Source organism: Mucilaginibacter sp. (assembly GCF_039207105.1).
GTDB lineage: Bacteria > Bacteroidota > Bacteroidia > Sphingobacteriales > Sphingobacteriaceae > Mucilaginibacter.
In genome coordinates this window covers 46,199-64,601 of record NZ_JBCECK010000007.1, presented here as the reverse complement: position 1 = coordinate 64,601, position 18,403 = coordinate 46,199, and the positions used below count along the sequence as shown (strand labels likewise).

General features: G+C 43.2%; 14 protein-coding genes. 12 read left to right on the top strand and 2 right to left on the bottom strand.

What is annotated here, in order from left to right:
* Positions 1 to 2: 2 nt before the first annotated feature.
* From AAGC65_RS02785 to AAGC65_RS02775, 3 genes are all read left to right on the top strand, one after another.
* Positions 3 to 1,943 carry an SGNH/GDSL hydrolase family protein gene (locus AAGC65_RS02785; protein WP_343110880.1) on the top strand — a complete coding sequence of 647 codons (1,941 nt, stop codon included), beginning with the start codon at positions 3 to 5 and terminating at the stop codon, positions 1,941 to 1,943.
* A gap of 19 nt (positions 1,944 to 1,962) precedes the next feature.
* Positions 1,963 to 4,302, top strand: a complete 2,340-nt coding sequence (locus tag AAGC65_RS02780) for a glycoside hydrolase family 95 protein (RefSeq protein WP_343110879.1) — start codon at positions 1,963 to 1,965, stop codon at positions 4,300 to 4,302.
* A 96-nt stretch (positions 4,303 to 4,398) separates the two neighbouring features.
* Positions 4,399 to 6,603 carry an alpha-galactosidase gene (locus tag AAGC65_RS02775; protein WP_343110878.1) on the top strand — a complete coding sequence of 735 codons (2,205 nt, stop codon included), beginning with the start codon at positions 4,399 to 4,401 and terminating at the stop codon, positions 6,601 to 6,603.
* Positions 6,604 to 6,677: 74 nt separating this feature from the next.
* Here the strand turns inward: AAGC65_RS02775 and AAGC65_RS02770 are convergent, their stop codons facing one another.
* Positions 6,678 to 7,697, bottom strand: a complete 1,020-nt coding sequence (locus tag AAGC65_RS02770) for a class I fructose-bisphosphate aldolase (protein WP_343110877.1) — start codon at positions 7,695 to 7,697, stop codon at positions 6,678 to 6,680.
* Between the two features lie 181 nt (positions 7,698 to 7,878).
* On the opposite strand from AAGC65_RS02770, the gene AAGC65_RS02765 reads away from it, so the two are divergent.
* From AAGC65_RS02765 to AAGC65_RS02745, 5 genes are all read left to right on the top strand, one after another.
* Positions 7,879 to 9,000 (top strand): Gfo/Idh/MocA family oxidoreductase, encoded by a 1,122-nt coding sequence (locus tag AAGC65_RS02765; protein ID WP_343110876.1) that lies wholly within the window; start codon positions 7,879 to 7,881, stop codon positions 8,998 to 9,000.
* A 306-nt stretch (positions 9,001 to 9,306) separates the two neighbouring features.
* Positions 9,307 to 10,143: a phytoene/squalene synthase family protein gene (locus tag AAGC65_RS02760; protein ID WP_343110875.1), complete on the top strand. Its 837-nt coding sequence runs from the start codon at positions 9,307 to 9,309 to the stop codon at positions 10,141 to 10,143.
* A complete protein-coding gene (idi, locus tag AAGC65_RS02755; RefSeq protein WP_343110874.1) occupies positions 10,140 to 10,703 on the top strand; it encodes an isopentenyl-diphosphate Delta-isomerase in 564 nt (187 codons plus the stop codon). The genes AAGC65_RS02760 and idi overlap by 4 nt, the downstream gene beginning before the upstream one ends.
* 67 nt (positions 10,704 to 10,770) lie before the next feature.
* The gene (locus AAGC65_RS02750) at positions 10,771 to 11,820 is read left to right on the top strand and encodes an oxygenase MpaB family protein (RefSeq protein ID WP_343110873.1); all 1,050 of its coding nucleotides are present in this window, start codon (positions 10,771 to 10,773) and stop codon (positions 11,818 to 11,820) included.
* 11 nt (positions 11,821 to 11,831) lie between these two features.
* On the top strand, positions 11,832 to 12,512 hold the full coding sequence (locus AAGC65_RS02745; protein ID WP_343110872.1) for a hypothetical protein: 681 nt from the start codon (positions 11,832 to 11,834) through the stop codon (positions 12,510 to 12,512).
* Positions 12,513 to 12,585: 73 nt separating this feature from the next.
* On the opposite strand, the gene AAGC65_RS02740 is transcribed toward AAGC65_RS02745, so the two are convergent.
* Positions 12,586 to 14,709 carry a hypothetical protein gene (locus AAGC65_RS02740; RefSeq protein ID WP_343110871.1) on the bottom strand — a complete coding sequence of 708 codons (2,124 nt, stop codon included), beginning with the start codon at positions 14,707 to 14,709 and terminating at the stop codon, positions 12,586 to 12,588.
* 235 nt (positions 14,710 to 14,944) lie between these two features.
* Here AAGC65_RS02740 and AAGC65_RS02735 point away from each other — a divergent pair, with 235 nt between their 5' ends.
* The 4 genes from AAGC65_RS02735 to AAGC65_RS02720 form a co-directional block, all read left to right on the top strand.
* Entirely contained in the window at positions 14,945 to 15,901 is a 957-nt protein-coding gene (locus tag AAGC65_RS02735) for a DUF6528 family protein (RefSeq protein ID WP_343110870.1), read from the top strand.
* A gap of 89 nt (positions 15,902 to 15,990) precedes the next feature.
* Complete coding sequence (locus AAGC65_RS02730) at positions 15,991 to 16,557, top strand: RNA polymerase sigma-70 factor (protein ID WP_343110869.1); 567 nt, start codon at positions 15,991 to 15,993, stop codon at positions 16,555 to 16,557.
* A gap of 199 nt (positions 16,558 to 16,756) precedes the next feature.
* The gene (locus AAGC65_RS02725) at positions 16,757 to 17,716 is read left to right on the top strand and encodes a sugar phosphate isomerase/epimerase (RefSeq protein ID WP_343110868.1); all 960 of its coding nucleotides are present in this window, start codon (positions 16,757 to 16,759) and stop codon (positions 17,714 to 17,716) included.
* Positions 17,717 to 17,720: 4 nt separating this feature from the next.
* Positions 17,721 to 18,403 (top strand): Gfo/Idh/MocA family oxidoreductase (locus tag AAGC65_RS02720; RefSeq protein ID WP_343110867.1); only part of this gene is annotated, 683 nt, incomplete at its 3' end.

Here is an 18,403-nt window from a genome sequence, read left to right as displayed (position 1 = left end):
GTATGTTAAAATTGAATCATCTTATTGCCCTCGCGTTGATCTGCTTTTTTTTGCCGGTAAAAGGGCAGGATGGTAGCAAAACCGGTCTTTGGAAAGGTTTTGAAAAAGTAAAGTTAACTATTGATGGTCATGAAGCTTATTATGTAAAACCCGCGCATCCGCTGCCGGGTAATCCCTGGGTGTGGCGCGCCTCATTCCCGGATTGGCATACGGAAATTGACAGCATATTATTAACAAAGGGTTTTTACGTAGCGTTCATTAATGTAGATGACCAGTATGGTAGTCCGCAGGCGTTACAGGCCTGGGATAAGTTTTATACCCATTTAACCGTAAAACAAGGTTTTGCTCCTAAAGTTGCTCTGGAGGCAGTAAGCCGCGGGGGCTTATATGCCTATGGCTGGGCCAAGCGCAATCCGGATAAGGTAAGCTGTATTTATGCGGAAACTCCCGTGTGCGATTTCAAAAGCTGGCCCGGAGGCAAGGGTAAAAGCCCCGGTGATGCTAAAGCATGGGCAGAGTTAAAACAGGTTTACCATTTTGCCGAAGAGCAGGCGCTTGCTTATAAAGACAATCCTATTGATAACCTGGAAGGGTTGGCATCATTCCGGGTACCGGTTTTACATACCATTGGTTTGGATGATAAACTGGCTCCGCCCGATGAAAATACTTACCTGTTTGCTCAAAAGTATGTAGCCTTGGGTGGCCCGATGAGTATTCATCCCATAACGCAGGGGCCGTTTGAATTGCAGGGGCATCATTTTAATATTGACAGGCCTGATTATTATGCTGATTTTATTTTTAATAATTCGTACCCGGTAAAAAATATCCTGCCTTACAGCAATTTCTTTAAAACAGCTGGCAAGCTTAATAATTTTTATTACGCTGTTACGGTAAAGAAAAAGGCCACAGTGTCGTTTTTAGGTGGATCAATTACCTTTAACCCCGGTTGGCGCGATAAGGTTTGTAAATATCTGAAAGAAACTTATCCGGCTACCGATTTTCATTTTATAGCTGCCGGTATACCTTCATTGGGTAGTTTGCCCCATGCTTTCCGCGTACAGCGTGATATTTTAGATTCAGGCAAAACCGACCTGATGTTTGTTGAAGCTGCCGTGAATGATAGGGGTACAGATAGCACTACGCAGGTGCGCTCTTTAGAAGGGATAGTACGGCACGTAAAAAAGGTCAACCCTTACACCGATATCATCTTCATGGCTTTTGCCGATCCTCAAAAAACAGAAAACTATAATAAAGGCAAAGTATCGCCCGAGTTGGTAAATCACGAAATGGTAGCCTGGCATTATAACATCCCTTACATTAACCTGGCAATGGAGGCTCATGACAAAATAAAGAATGGAGAGCTTAACTGGGCCGATGATTTTAAGGATATCCATCCCTGGTATCACGGGCAGGAATTATATTTTGCTACTATAAAAAGCTTATTACAAGCCTGCGTTCAGGATCAATATAGAACGCTTGCAAAGGCAAATCTGCCGCAGCCTATTGACAAGGCAAGGTTTGAAAACGGGCATTATTATAATATCACCAATGCTAAATTGGGCAAAGGCTGGCAGATCACCCCGAACTGGAAACCTACCGATGGTTTGTCGGTACGTGATGGTTTTGTAAATGTACCGGTATTAAATTCAGACGAACCCGGTGCCGAGTTATCATTGTCTTTTAAAGGTAATGCGGTAGGTATAGCGGTTGTAGCCGGAGGAGATGCGGGTACCATTTCGTATGCTGTTGATAAAGCCCCCTTTAAAGATCTTGACTTGTTTACAGAATTTAGCAGCTGGCTGCATTTGCCTATTTATCATTTGCTGGGCGATAATTTAAGCGGCGGCAGTCATGTGCTTAAAATTAAAATAAGCGCTCAAAAAAATGACGCGAGCAAAGGGCATGCCTGCAGAATAGTGAACTTTTTTGTGAACGATAAATAACCTTTTTATAAACCTGCATATGATGAAGAAAAAGTTTGGGATTATTTTAGTACTGACATGGGCCACGGGCGTGGTTGGCTTTGCCCAAAATAAATCCTTGAGGTTGCACTACGATAAACCTGCCGCCATTTGGGAAGAAACCCTGCCACTGGGCAATGGTCGCCTGGGTATGATGCCTGATGGTGGTGTAAGCAACGAAAAAATCGTACTGAATGATATTACGCTGTGGTCAGGCTCGCCGCAGGATGCCAACAATTACGAAGCCTATAAAAAGCTGCCGCAAATACGCGAGCTATTATTAGCCGGCAAAAATGTGGAAGCGCAGGCTTTAATTGATAAGGATTTTGTTTGCAAAGGCCCCGGATCGGGGGGCGCTCAATGGGGCTGCTACCAGACTTTGGGTAACCTTGATCTGAAATTTGATTATCAGCAAACTAATAACGCTGAGGTTAAATTCAGCAATTACCAGCGGGAACTTTCCTTAAACAGCGCAGTAGCCAATTGCAGTTACCAGGTTAATGGCGTTACCTACAAGCGTGAATACTTTACCAGTTTTGCCGATGATGTAGACTTGATCAGGCTAACGGTTGATAAACCGGGGACGCTTAATTTCAGCATCAATATTTCCCGTCCTGAACGGTCGGCAACCAGTGTAACAGGAAATACGCTGCAAATGCAGGGCCGTATGGATAACGGTACTGACGGCAATGGCATGCAATATCTGGCCAGTGTTAAGGCACAGCTAAAGGGTGGTTCATTAAGTACCACAGCAAATAGTTTGGTAGTAAAAAACTCCACAGAGGTTATCATCTATGTATCGGTTGGTACAGATTTTCGTAAGCCGGATTTTAAACAACAGGTGCAGCAGGCGCTCGAGGCGGCTATGAAAAAGCCATATGCCGTGCAAAAGCAACAGCATACAACTAACTATCAAAAACTATTTAACCGGGTTGATATTAACCTGGGCCCGGCTAAATCAGCTTCGGAAACTACCGATCAGCAGTTGATCAGTTTTCATAATAATCCGGCTGCCGATAAGGATATGCCAGTGCTGTTTTTTCAGTTTGGCAGGTATTTGAGCATATGCAGTACCCGTGTAGGCTTGTTGCCACCGAACCTGCAGGGCTTATGGGCCAACCAGCTGCATACGCCCTGGAACGGTGACTATCACCTGGACGTAAACGTACAGATGAACCATTTTCCGGTAGAGGTAGCCAATCTGTCTGAACTTAACCTGCCGTTGGTTGAGCTGGTACGTGGTTTGGTTAAGCCGGGCGAAAAAACAGCCAAAGCTTATTACAATGCAGATGGTTGGGTAGCTCACGTAATCACCAATATCTGGGGTTGGACAGAACCCGGCGAAAGTGCCTCGTGGGGAATAACCAAGGCCGGTTCAGGATGGTTGTGCAGCAACATTTGGGATCATTATGCTTTCACCAATGATAAGGCCTATCTGAAAAGCATCTACCCGATTTTGAAGGGTTCGGCGCAGTTTTATAGCAGTATACTGATTAAAGATCCTAAAAGCGGCTGGATGGTGACCGCGCCTTCTTCATCGCCTGAAAATAGCTTTTACCTGCCAGATGGCACACATGCCAGCATTTGTCTGGGTGCTACTATCGATAACCAAATCATGCGAGAACTGTTTACCAATGTAGTTACCGCATCTGAAACCTTGGGTATTGATCAGGCATTTCGGGATACCTTGAAATTAAGATTGAAGCAGATACCGCCACCGGGTGTGATCAGTAAGGATGGCCGCATACAGGAGTGGCTGGAAGATTATAAAGAAACCGAGCCGCAGCACAGGCATATTTCGCATCTGTACGGTATTTACCCGGCATCCGAAATAACTCCCGAAGGTACACCTGAACTGGCTGAGGCCGCCAAAAAGACACTTAATGGTCGGGGCGACGATGGGCCAAGCTGGTCTATCGCTTATAAACTGCTATTCTGGGCACGCCTGCATGATGGTAACAGAGCTTATAAATTATTTACTGAGATCATGAAGCCAACGCAGCGTACTGATATAAACTATGGTGCCGGAGGCGGTATTTATCCTAACCTGTTATCGGCTGGTCCGCCGTTTCAAATAGACGGTAACTTTGGTACCACCGCCGGCATTGCCGAGATGCTGATACAAAGCCATGCCGGTTATATTGACCTGTTGCCTGCCATTCCGGATAGCTGGAAGGATTCAGGATCAGTCAAAGGACTGAAAGCCCGTGGTAATTTTACCGTTGATTTTGCCTGGAAGGCCGGTAAAATAACCGGCTATAAAATTACCTCGGCAAATGCCCGCAAGGTTAAGGTTAAAGTTAACGGCGAGGTAAAAGAGGTGATGACTCAAAAAGGGTAACCATTCATCAACAGTTTCAAATGAAAACTTTATAAGTTAGCTATTAACAATTAACCAATGTCAATAACCTTATTTTCTAAACATAATCCTATACAAGTGAGAAAAACGTTCCGAAATTATTGGGTGCCCTTTTGCCTTACAGCAGGAGCGGTGCTTACCACCGGCAGCAGCTTTGCCCAACAGGTAACCATCCCGGTTGAAACGCAGCACAATGCGCTGGTACTGCAAACCGATGCCGAGAAAAACCTTAAAATGGTTTACTTTGGCGCTAAACTGGGCAATACCAAAGAATATGAATCTATCCAGAAAATGTATAATCAGTCCGATGATTCGGGTATTCTTAACTCGGCCTATACACCGTCTGGTTCAGCAAACCTGGCCGAGCCTGCTATAACAGTTACCCATGCCGATGGCAATAAATCATTAAGTCTGGCTTATGTGAGCCATGTAGTAACCAAAGTTGATGATGATATTTCCTTATTAACCGTTACGTTGAAAGATCCGGCTTATGATTTTGAGGTTAAACTGTTTTACAAAACCTATTTTAAAGAGGACGTTACCGAACAATGGTCGGTTATAAAGCATGGCGAAAAGGGGATAGTTACCCTGAATAAATTCGCGTCAGCAAACCTTAACTTAAAAGGTGCAGGCTTTTGGCTGAAACAATATCATGGCAACTGGGCTTTGGAAATGCAGCCCGAGGAAGCCAAGCTGACACATGGCATTAAAACCATTGATAGTAAACTGGGTACCCGTGCCAATTTATATGAGCCATCTATGTTCATGGTATCTATGGACAAACCAGCTACTGAGGATGAGGGCAAAGTATTATTAGGCGCATTGGAGTGGTCGGGTAATTTTAAAATAGACCTGGAGCTTGATGTAGCTAATAATTTAAGGGTAATAGCAGGTATTAACAATGCTGCTTCTGAATATCACCTAAAACCGGGCGAGGAATTTACTACACCTGCATTGGTATATACCTACTCTGACCAGGGTAAGGGAGATGCCAGCCGCAAGCTGCAAAACTGGGCCCGCAAATATAAAATTGTTGATGGCGAAGGCACAAGGCTTACTTTGCTGAATAACTGGGAAGCTACCGGTTTTGATTTTAATGAAGCCAAATTGGCCGAATTGTTAAAAGATACCAAGAAACTTGGTGTTGATATGTTTTTGCTGGATGATGGCTGGTTTGGTAACAAATACCCAAGAAATGACGATCATGCGGGTTTGGGCGACTGGCAGGAAAACAAACAGAAATTGCCTAACGGTATCAGTTCATTAGTTAAAGAGGCGCAGGCCAATGGTGTAAAATTTGGTATCTGGATTGAGCCCGAAATGGTTAACCCGAAGAGCGAATTGTATACTAAACATCCTGATTGGGTGATTAAACAACCTAACCGCCCTGAAAAATATTTCCGTAATCAATTGGAACTTGATCTGGCTAATCCTAAAGTGCAGGATTTTGTTTTCGGTGTGGTTGATGATCTGTTCACCAAAAATCCTGATCTGGCTTATATTAAATGGGATTGTAACGCGGTTATCTATAATGCTTATTCAGCATATTTGAAAAAAGATCAGTCGCACCTGTACATTGATTATGTGCGTGGTTTATACAAAGTATTGGAACGGGTTCGGGCTAAATATCCTAAAGTGCCTTTGATGTTATGTTCTGGCGGCGGCGGCCGTGTTGATTATGGTGCCCTTAAATATTTTACCGAGTTTTGGCCAAGCGATAATACCGATCCGCTGGAACGTATTTTTATCCAATGGGAGTATTCTTACTTCTACCCGGCTATTACCAGCTCAAACCATGTTACCGATTGGGGTAAGCAACCACTTAAATTCCGTACAGAAGTAGCCATGATGGGTAAACTTGGTTTTGATATTGTGATCAGTAAGTTGAGTGCCGATGACCAGGCTTATCTGCACGAGGCTTTAAAAAATTATAACAGCCTTAAAGATGTGATCTGGCACGGTAACCAATACCGTTTACAAAGCCCCTGGGATAACGATGCGGCCTCTATCATGTATGTTAGTGAAGCAAAATCAACAGGTGTCGTTTTTAATTACCTAGTTAATAACCGTTATGGTACAGGCACCCATGTTCCGGTACGCCTGAAAGGGCTCGATCCGAATAAAAAATACCAGGTAAAAGAAATCAACCTTTATCCGGGAGCCAAATCATCATTAGAAAATAACCTGACCTTAACCGGCGATTTCCTGATGACCGTGGGTGTAAACCCGCATGTAAATAGCAACAGAACAAGCGTTGTTTTGCAGATAGATGAAGTGAAATAAGTTATAGCTAACACATAAACAAAAAAGGTGCAGCCACTGGCTGCACCTTTTTTGTTTATACAGGGATTTAAATATTAAGCCTCAATTGCCGGTGTATATTCACCTCTGCGTGCGGCATTGTTAATGCTGGCGCGTTTATAAAGGAGTTGCTGAGCAACGGACACATTCTCATCCTTACCGGCCCAATATTCCATTGCAGGTTGCTGAACAGCCCGGGCGAAAGAAAAAGTAAGCGCCCAGGGCAGCTTGTCGTTATACTTAATATGCATGGCATTCAGGTGCGCGCTGGCATCCTGTGCCGCTTGCCCGCCAGATAAAAAGGCTACGCCCGGGACAGCTGCGGGTACACAGCGCAACAGGCATTCTACAGTAGCATCAGCTACCTGTTCAACATCTGCCTGTACTGCAGCATCCAATCCGGACACTACCATGTTTGGCTTTAATATCATACCCTCCAGGTAAATGCGTTGCTGTATCAGTACCTCAAATACAATATGCAGTACCCGTTCGGTTACTTCAAAGCAGCGCTCAATGCTATGGCTGCCATCCATCAAAACTTCCGGTTCTACAATGGGTACTATGCCAGCTTCCTGGCACAGCGCCGCGTAACGGGCCAGCGCATGAGCATTGGCATAAATGCTGCCATCGGTAGGGGTATCATCAGCAATAGTAATTACAGCGCGCCATTTAGCAAATTTTATGCCCTGCGCAACGTAAACTTTTAACCGTTCACGCAAACCATCAAGTCCTTCAGTTACCTTTTCTCCCGGGAAAGCGGGTTGAGCTTTAGCTCCCTCATCCAGTTTAATGCCCGGTATAATACCGCCTTTTACCAGCAGATCAATAAACGGTGTTCCATCATTTGCCGCTTGTTTGGTGGTTTCATCAAATAATATGGCACCGCTTATACATTCGCCAAGCCCGGGTGTGGTTACTATCATTTCGCGGTATTTTCTGCGGTATTCTTCGGTTTGGGGTATACCGGCTTCCGCAAAGCGTTTATTGCAGGTGGCTACACTTTCGTCCATTGCTAAAAGACCTTTATCATCGGCCATGAGTCGTTGGGCAATGTTTCTCAATAATTGTTTATCCATGATGGGGTAGTGTTAATTTAAAGCTACAAACATGGTGGAGTGCAGCTTTGTTTGTTATAGTACAAAAGGTTTTCATCACTAATTTATGAACTTAATTCAATAAAAAATGTAATGGAAAATCAATATTTATGGAAGAAATTGTAAATTGTAATCATAAACTAACCTTGTAAAAACAAAAATTATGAATTCACGCCGCGACTTTTTACAAAAATTGGGGCTATCTGCCCTGGCACTGCATTTAACGCCGCTTTCGGGCTGGGCAAATAATCCTGTAAACCATCATGAAAAACCTTATGACGGTAAAATACTTAGAGTTGCTATCATGGGCCTGGGTGGTTACGGTACCCGTGTTGCCGAAGCTATGCAATCATGTACAAAAGCTAAGCTGGTTGGCGTAATAAGCGGCACACCCTCAAAGGTTAAGGATTGGCAAAGTAAATATGGTATCCCGGCTAAAAACTGCTATAACTATGAAAATTTTGATGCTATTAAAAATAACCCTGATATCGACGCGGTGTATGTAATTACGCCTAATGGTTTGCATCATGACCAGGTTATTCGCGTGGCAAAGGCAGGCAAACATGCCATTTGCGAAAAGCCCATGTCTGTTAATGCCCAACAGGGGCAGGAAATGGTTGATGCCTGTAAAAAGGCCAATGTGAAATTACTGGTAGGCTACCGCATGCACTTTGAACCTAAAACACTGGAAGTTATCCGGATGAGGCAAAGCGGCGAGTTTGGAAAAATCATGTTTTTTCAGGGCCAATGCGGTTTTACCATTGGAGACCCAAAACAATGGCGGTTGAATAAGCAACTGGCCGGCGGGGGCTCTATGATGGATATTGGTATTTATGCTATTAATGGATCAAGATATATGACAGGCGAAGAGCCTGTTTGGGTTACCGCACAGGAAACCAAAACCGATCATGAAAAGTTTAAGGAGGGGGTTGACGAAACCATCCAGTTTCAGTTTGGCTTTCCAAGCGGCGCTGTGGCATCTTGCTTATCAACTTATAATATGAATAATCTCGACCGCTTTTTTCTTGACGGCGAAAAGGGGTTTGCCGAGTTACAACCGTCAACAGGTTATGGCCCTATCAAAGGCCGCACGCATAAAGGCGAACTCAACCAGCCAGTAACCACGCATCAAACCGTGCAAATGGATGAGATGGCGGGTATCATTTTTGAAGGAAAACAGCCCATTGTGCCTGTAGATGGTGAAGAGGCGGTAAAAGACCTTAAAATTATTGACGCTATTTACCAGGCGGTTAAAACCGGCCAAAAGGTTGCAATTAAAGTTTAATAACTATCATAATCTTTAAATTTTTACAGGCCCGGTAAGCAATTGCCGGGCCTGTTTATTTACCAAACGTTTTATTATTCCATTTCAGGCAACCCTGAAAGGTCTATCTTCGTTTGTTTTCATAGATAAAATCTATCACTATACTTAAATACGTATTTTCTTAAGTTATATAAATTAGGTAAGAAGATACGTTTTATAAATAGTATGTAAAACCTGACTAATTGGTTGATTATTGTATTAAAACATTCAATAATTAATTTAATTGAATGTTTTAATACTAAGGTAAAAAATCCGATATTGCATTTCATGAAACAAAAGTTTGATCAGTTGTCAGCAAAATGCAGTAAGGTCACTACCAGGCACTACAGTACCAGCTTTTCCCTCGGGATCAGGTTTTTGGGGCGTGAACTGCGCGAACCGGTTTATGCCATTTATGGATTTGTAAGGCTGGCTGATGAAATTGTTGATAGTTTTCATGATCATGATAAAGCCGCATTACTTGCAGAATTTAAGGCAGATTGTTTTAAAGCAATTGAATTGGGGATTAGCTTAAACCCTGTGTTGAATGCTTTTCAGCATGCGGTAATAAGGTATAATATAGATCATGACCTGATCCATCTGTTCTTCAATAGCATGGAAATGGATCTGAAAATTCAGGATTATACACGCGAAAAGTATGATGAATACGTTTTAGGTTCTGCACAAGTTGTTGGCCTCATGTGTTTGCGTGTATTTACACATACTGATGCACAATTGTATGAGCAGCTGAAACAACCTGCAATGAAATTGGGTTCTGCTTTTCAGAAAGTCAATTTTTTGCGGGATATTAATGCCGATTACCATGAGCTGAACCGGAGTTATTTCCCCGGGGTAGATATGGATACGTTTACAGATGCCGATAAAAAATTAATAGAAGAAGAGATCAGTTTGGAGTTCAGAGAAGCGTTAACAGGCGTTAAGCAATTGCCGCTTACCGCCCGGCGAGGTGTTTACCTGGCGTATGTTTATTATAAAAAATTATTTCAAAAGCTCACTTGCCTGCAGCCGGATAGGGTGATGACCGAAAGGATCAGAATATCTAACGGTCACAAATTATGGCTAATGTGTGGGTCTTTTGTTCGTTTTCAAATGGGTTTATTATGAGTGTGATTGCAGATGATACGTTAATATTAGTTGATGAACAGGATAGGGAAATAGGTACGGCGGGTAAAACAGAGGTGCATTATTCGGGGCAGCTTCATAGGGCTTTCTCGGTATTTATTTTTACCGGTGATGGCCGCCTCCTGTTGCAGCGACGGGCAGGAAGCAAATATCACTCTGCCGGTAAATGGACAAATACCTGTTGCAGCCACCCCAGACCCGGTGAAAAAACCGAAGACGCAGCGCGCCGGAGGTTGTTTGAGGAGATGGGTTTAAGTTGTAATCTGATCCATATGTTTAGCTTTACTTATCGTGCAGAAATGGAAGATAGGGTAATTGAACACGAGTTTGATCATGTTTTTTTCGGGATCGCTAACGAGTTGCCCGAGCCCAATCCGGATGAGGTTTCGGCGTATTGTTATCAGGATATGGATGAACTGGTTACGGATATGCGAAAGGATCCTGACAATTACACCGAGTGGTTAAAAATATGCTTTGAACGCGTATTGGAAGCTTATATCAAAATATTTCCCGATCAGCAATTTAGATACCAGCCTGATTAACAGTGAAATTTAAAGGGAAGTATGGGATAATAGCAATATGATCTATCTTTATTAAACCCAAAACCTCATGACCATGCTTTACCCTGGTGTTTTTAATAATGATTTTTTAAATGCCCAAAGGATACTATGCGATCCACCAGCGGATGAGTTTATAAAAGACGTTTTTGAAGATACCACCCAAAAACAGGCATTATTTCAAAACTTAAATGCCCTTCATTATAATGAACAGGCAGATAAGTTTGCGGGCTATTATCCCGGGAATGATTTCATTAATAGTGCAGTTACATTACCTCAATGGGCAAATGCAAAGCTGATGACAAAAGGCGCGGCATTTTTTGCGAATCATGCAGAAGCTATTATGAATTTGCTGGGTTTACTGTCATTGCCCTATTGTTATGCTGCGGCAAATGGCGCTATGGTGCTTTATTTATCAGACAGGTTACGTACTGATACCCATAAACGTTTGCAGGAAACCGGTGAATTTGTGTGGGAGGTAATGGGCCCCGGAGCATTTGATTTTGGAGGGAAAGGATTTACCAGTATTTTAAAAGTACGATTGATACATGCCGCCGCACGTTATTATGTACAAAAAGACGGTAATTGGGATCTGGCTTGGGGAATGCCGGTTAACCAGGAAGATATGGCTGGTACCAACATCGCTTTTTCGCTGATTGTTATCAGGGGGCTGCGTAAGCTTGGCTATACTATTGAACCTGAAGAGCAGGAAGGTTTTCTGCATTTGTGGCGTGTGATTGGGTGCTTGCTGGGGATAAATCAGGAATTGCTGCCATCAGATATTCATTTGGTCAGAGAATTGGAAAATGCTATCCGCACCAGACAGTTCAGAGCATCTGAACAGGGTCAGGAATTAATGAGATCATTAACTCTTATTTTTAATGAAGCTGCAAAAGGCAAGGATCAAAATCCGCGGGATGTGTTGGGTTTGATACGTCATTTACTGGGAGATGAAATAACAACTATGCTGGCTATTGACACGCCTGAATTACCGCCGGATAAATTAAACTTCATCAAGATGTTGAGTTTATGGCAGGATCTGAAGCCGGGAAGCAAACCTCAGGTAGCTTATAAAAGCGCTTATCACAAATTACATAGATAATATTAAAACTCATGAGATCATACCAATTGGTACGCGAACTACTCGACCTTGTTGAAAAATTTGAACAGGAAGATGCCGGCGTTGCACCAACGCTTACAGACTTTGCCGGTTTTTTGGTTAACCACCTGGAAGGTCAGAACGATACCGCTACCACACTTGATGTCCGCTTTGGTGAGGAAGAATTACAAACGCAGCAAATGGCCTACCAGTTAGACAATAGCATTGCCCGTTTATTCATTTATATGAGCCGTTACGCCAAATTCTATATCAAAAAGGCATTGGATGGTACGGCACTACGCTCGGCAGAGGATTTTACAGCCCTGGCGATTTTGTTTACGCATGAAAGTTTATCCAGAAGTGAGCTCATCAGCCGTAATTTGCAGGAAAAGCCTTCCGGTACCGAGGTGATCACCCGCTTGCTACAGGCTAGGCTAATACAGCAGTGGGATGATGAAAATGATAAAAGAACCAAAAGAGTAGCCATCACCAATGGAGGAAAAGAATTGCTATATCATGTTTTTCAGGATATGAACCAGGTGAGCAAAATGGTAACCGGATCATTGTCAGCAGCCGAAAAATTTACGCTCCGTTATCTGCTGCAAAAACTCGAAAACTTCCATTACCATCACCACGAACTAAAAACCATTAAAAGCAAGAACGATCTGACCAAACATGCCGGTAAGTTAGTTTAGGTTACTTTCTTGATTTAAAATAATAGAAAAGGGAGCGTCATTTACGCTCCCTTTCTTGTATAAAACGGTAATATTATTGCTGGCCGTACAATACGCCACGGCCGCCGGTACCCACATACACTTTGCCAAATACCTGCCTGTCGGCGGCTATTACTTTTACGCCGGCAGGGAATTTTTGTGAGGCATCTATCTTATCCCAGTTTACACCAAGGTCTGTTGATCGGTACATGCCCAATACCCCATCTAATGTACCATAGCTATAAGCTGTAGGTGTTGTAGTGCCTGTAGCCGGTGCACCAAAAGATAACGCGGTTGAGGTGCTCAATGCGCTGATCTTTGTAAAAGTTGTACCACCGTTGGTAGTTTTGTAAAGGCCGTTACCATCCAGGCTTACCCAAACCTCGCCGGTTACACCGGGTCTTGCCGTAACAAACAGGTAAGAGTTTTTAGCAGGTATAGCAGTGGTGTTTTGCTGCGTCCATGATGCACCGCCATTGGTAGTAGCATACAAAAAGCCCGATTTATAAATATAAAAACGGTTACCATCTACACAATCGGCAGCTATGGAAAAATCTTTGCTCCAAACATCAACAGCGGCAACAGAACCTACAGGAGCTCCTGTGGCCGCGCTCCATGAAGCACCTCTGTCAGTGGTATAATATACAGCACCACCGGTGCCCCCAGCTATATAAACCATTTTATCCGGACTGGTAGCTGATATGGCTATACGGCCCAACTTAACACCTGCCGGAAGTGTGCGGGTTGTCCAGGTGTTGCCACTGTTGGCAGATGTAGCCAGTACAGTGCCGGTGCCATCATTACCGCTTGCGCCCAGTATAGCAATATTCGCCGGTGAACTTTCGCAATATGCTATGCTGAAGCCCTCATTGATGTTATAAAGTCTTGTAGGGTAAGCGTTAATATTGTCATGACGGAAACCGAACACATCGGCAGCGCCGGAATATAGGGCAGGCCCGCTTGGCGGGGCAGCCATAGTTAATATTACGGTTTCTTCGTGTCCTTTTTCGCGCGTGGTCCAGTCAACCGAGCCGGTTTGCCAGGCATTTGATGTGTACCAAACGCCAAACCAATCTGTGTAATAAAGGTCGCCGTGATGAAGCGGATCAAAAACGATATTTGAAGTAGCGCTCGAGAACCAGCTGGTTGGCCACCAGGTGGGCTCAACAGTTTTGGTGATAGGCAGGGCAGAGGTATTCATTTGCTGCCAGGTAGTACCGCCATCTGATGAACGGTATAAGGGGTTATTAAAGGTTGAATATCGTTGGCATACCGCTATTTTTAAATGGTCAGAAGCTTCTACCGATAAGCCGCAGTAGTTTTTACCAGCGCCGCCCGATGGGGTAATATCTTTCCAGGTGCTGCCATTCCATACGGTAACACCGGTGGTGTGACTAACATATAATTTGCCATCCACAACCTGCATACGGTTGGGCGAGGTTGGTGAGCCAGCTAAGGCTGTAAAAGTTGTTCCCCCATCGGTACTTCTATAAATACCTGATCCCGGAATTCCTACATAAACCTTGGCCGATCTGCCGCTTACCGCGGTAGCCGGATCAAGAACAACCGTACGCACGCCAATACCGCTTGTTCCGGTTGGTATGCTGGTTATTTTTGTCCAGGCCGCGCCTTCATTGGTACTGCGGTAAAGCCCGTCTGAGCGTGTACCGGCATAAATCACGGTACTTGTCAATGAATCGACAGCCAGACATTCACCAATCCAGCGCTGATCGCCGTTACCATTATAAGTGGTCGACATTAGTTTAGCCCAGCTTTGGCCAACATTATCAGAGCGGTAAACGCCATCATTCAGGGCCAGGTAAATGCGGTCGGGCTTATTGGCGTCAAGCGCCATCCCATCAACTCTGATGGTGCTGATACCGTCGAGCATTTGTACCCAGCGTTGATTGGTGCCGTCCCAATGGTACGCGCCGCCAACATCGGTACGTATATACATTCTGTTTGCTGTTGTAGGGTGAATAACAATACCAGTAACATAACCGCCGCCGCCAATGGTTACATTATCCCAGGTGTAGGGGATAACCGCATTTGAACTGGCAACTGTTTTTGAACGGGCCGCGTCATTGCCGGTCGCGGGCAGATTAGCCGCTTTTTTACATGATGATAAGCCCGGCAACATGGAAGCGCAGAGCAGAAATAACGAAACTGTTTTTTTCATAGTGATCAGATTTTTTTAGGATATGGTTTCAGTTTGTACTATTTTGAAGCATTTACAATTGCCGGCCAATTGCTTTTGATCATCAAGACTATAGCCAGGAAAGATTCTACTATATTATTTTTATTAATATTATAATATTTGCCCTGCGGCGCGAGTATAACAGTTTGAGTACTGAGTTAACAATAAAAAGAAATATAGTTAACAATGGCGATGTAGTTTTGAGGCCTATCTGCTTATGAATCCAATTACATTGAAACACACTTTAAAATATATTGCAGGTTTTGCAATGTGTTTATTAAGCCAATATATTTATGCGCAGCAGGCGCTTAAAGACTGTAAAAAGTGCATCATTATGGCCGAGCAGCAGGTACAGCGCGTTGCTATAGCCGATATTGATAAAAGGGAAATTATTTGGGATTGGATACCCGCCAAATCAAACATTAAGCCCGAACATGTAAAATGGTTTACCGCTATAAGCGATGCAAAGCCTGTTTATGATATGAAATATATCCTGGTTACAGCATCTGGTGGTGGTGTCGCGCTGGTGCGCATTGCCGATAAAAAAGCGGTGTTTTATGCCTATGCAGGTGGTAACACGCATTCGGCAGAGATTTTTCCGGATGGTAATATTGTGAGCGCATCCAGCAGCGGCCATTTTCTGACTGTTTTTAAGGTTGATACAGCTATTGCTGCCGAGCAGGTTTATAGTAAGAAAGTCCCTATTGAGTTTGGCCACAATGTAGTATGGGATAAGGAACATCGTGTTTTATGGACAGCAGCCATGAACAAGTTAAAAGCCTTTAAGTATAATTTTAATTGTGATAAACCGGATATTGAACTGACTGAAACCATTGATCTGCAGGGTACCGAGGCGCATGATCTGTTCCCGGTTTATCATGAAAATAAGCTTTGGCTAACTGATACAGCCGCTATATATACATTTGATCCGGCCACCAAGAAGATCGCTAAAACAAGCTTTAGCCGCCATAATATCAAAAGTGTTTCATCAGGCCCTGCAGGGTACCCTATATTGCTTTCAGAACCTAAAGAACAATGGTGGACTGATGCCGTTATCGATACAACGGGTAAGGTGATATTTGAAAAACCTGGCCTTAAAATATATAAAACCCGGTGGTTTTTGCCCAACTTGTTTACCTATCCAGCTAAGGAGGTTTTTAGGCAGTGTAAATAATTATATAACATACAGTAGGTAATTACTTAACAGTTTTGTTGCTCTTTTGCCGCGGTCACAATCACCTGTGATGCCCAAGCACCGGAGCAATGAATGATCATGTTAAACCCTACCTTATTAAACTGCTTGCTGAAAGCAAGGATCATGAGGCCTGCAAATACCTGTGGGATCAGTATCATGATACGCTGATAAAATTCGCCGTTGCTTATTTAAAATCAAAAGAACTGGCAGAAGAGGTAGTGGCCGATGTTTTATACCAGGTTTGGAATACCAAAGATAATTTAGAAAATATTCAGCATTTAAGGGTTTATCTTTTTACCGCGGTACGCAACCGGTGCTATACCCAATTGGCTAAGAAAAAGCGGGAGCAATCATTATTCGTAGTTACCAATGAGTTGAATGAAGATTCGCATGTAGATTTTCATATTAATCCCGAAAAGCAGATGATGAACGATGAACTGAAAAAGTTTATCAGCGAAATTATTGAAGATCTGCCTCCCCGCTGCAAACAAATCTATAAAATGGTGCGTGAAGAGGGCCTTCGGAATAAAGATGTAGCTGCCCAGTTAGGAATATCTATAAATACCATAGACGTGCAATTGGCTATAGCTTTAAAAAAGCTGACAAAGGCCATGCAGTTTTATTACAATAGATAATCATCTTTTGCAGGTGCCATATTTACTGTAAGCCACTAAAAGTATGGATTGTACATCCCCATTTATACCCGAAATGTTGATTATTAAAATAAAATGAAATAATGGTTAGTACAATTTCAATTTATGATTGTCTTCCATATAAAATATTGTTATTAAAAAAATTATTACGATATTATTTATCAGTTTTAAACTATAATATATGATGCAGGAAAAAATGACAAGACGGCAATGGGGTAAGTTAGCGCTTAAGGCTTCATCGGCCTTTGTTGGTGTTTCGGCCCTGTTTTATAGCAAGCCTACATGGAGTAAAGGTGCGCTGAATGAAAAGTATGATGATTTAAAAAATCCCGCGCAGGGAGTAATAATAGGCGTTCAAACTTATAGCTTTCGTGATCGTAACCTTGATGAGGCTATTGAAGCCATGAGCAAACTCGGCATTAAAAGCTGCGAGCTTTGGCAAGGTCACGTTGAACCGGCTGAATTTCAATGGAAAGCCGGTAGTACGCCCGAAGAAACAAAAGCCAAACAGGCAGGTCTTGAAAAATGGAGCGCCGCTTTAAACATGGACGAGATCAAAAAGCTGCGCGAGAAGATTGAAAAAGCAGGGATAAAAATTCAGGCCTATAATGGTTCTATTAAAGATAATGCTTCAGATGCCAGCATCGATACCACATTTCGGATAGCTCAGGCCCTGGGCACCGATCTGCTTACCACATCATCTACCGTGAGTGTGATGAAACGGGTTGATGTTTATGCCCAAAAATACAAGATCAGGGTGGGCATGCACAATCATGACCATTTTGAGAACCCGAATGAAATGGCATCACCAGACAGTTTTGAAAGGGGAATGGCCGGTAATTCAAATTATATAGGTATCAATCTGGATATCGGGCATTTTACTGCGGCCAATCAAGATCCGTTAAGTTACATCCGTGAGCATCATCAAAAAATATATTGCATACATTTAAAGGATAGGAAACGTAATCACGGTATCCGCACCCCATTTGGCCAGGGTGATACGCCTATAGCCGAAATATTGAAACTGATACGTGATAATAACTGGCCTATCCCTGCTAATATAGAATATGAGTACAAAGGAGATGCAGTTACAGAAGTAAAAAATAGTTTAGATTATTGTAATAAGGTTTTGGCCTCATAATTATATGGAAAATAATACGCAAAATTCCGGCATAACCAGAAAACAGTTTATTAAGCAAGCCGCTCTGCTTTCGTCGTTTTTTATAGTTCCGCGCCATGTGTTGGGTGGCAAGGGTTACACAGCGCCAAGCGATAAAATAAATATAGGTTTTATAGGAGCGGGCAGGCAATCGCTTACATTGCAAAAGAGTTTTCTGCCGCTTACCAATGCGCAAATAGTAGCTGTTTGTGATGTATACGAGGTTAAGGTTAATAACTTTGCGCAAATGGTAAATACTTATTATGCCCAGAATGCGCCCCAGCAGCAATACAACGGCATTAAAAGCTACCATGATTATAAAGATATCCTGAACCGTAAAGATATTGATGCCGTAGTAATTGCAGTGCCCGATCACTGGCATGCGGTAATAGCGGTTCAGGCTGCCAATGCAGGTAAGGACATTTATTGCGAAAAACCGCTGTCGTTAACTGTTGCTGAAGGCCGTGCTATGGTTAACGCGGTGCGAAAAAATAAGCGGGTATTTCAAACGGGCAGCATGCAACGTTCATGGCCCGAGTTCAGGCAGGCTGCCGAATTGGTGCGCAATGGCTATTTGGGCGAATTGAAAGAAATTAAGGTAAGCGTAGGCGGTCCGCCGGTTGATTTTAATTTGCCAGAAGAACCTGTAGCTGCTGGCCTGGACTGGAG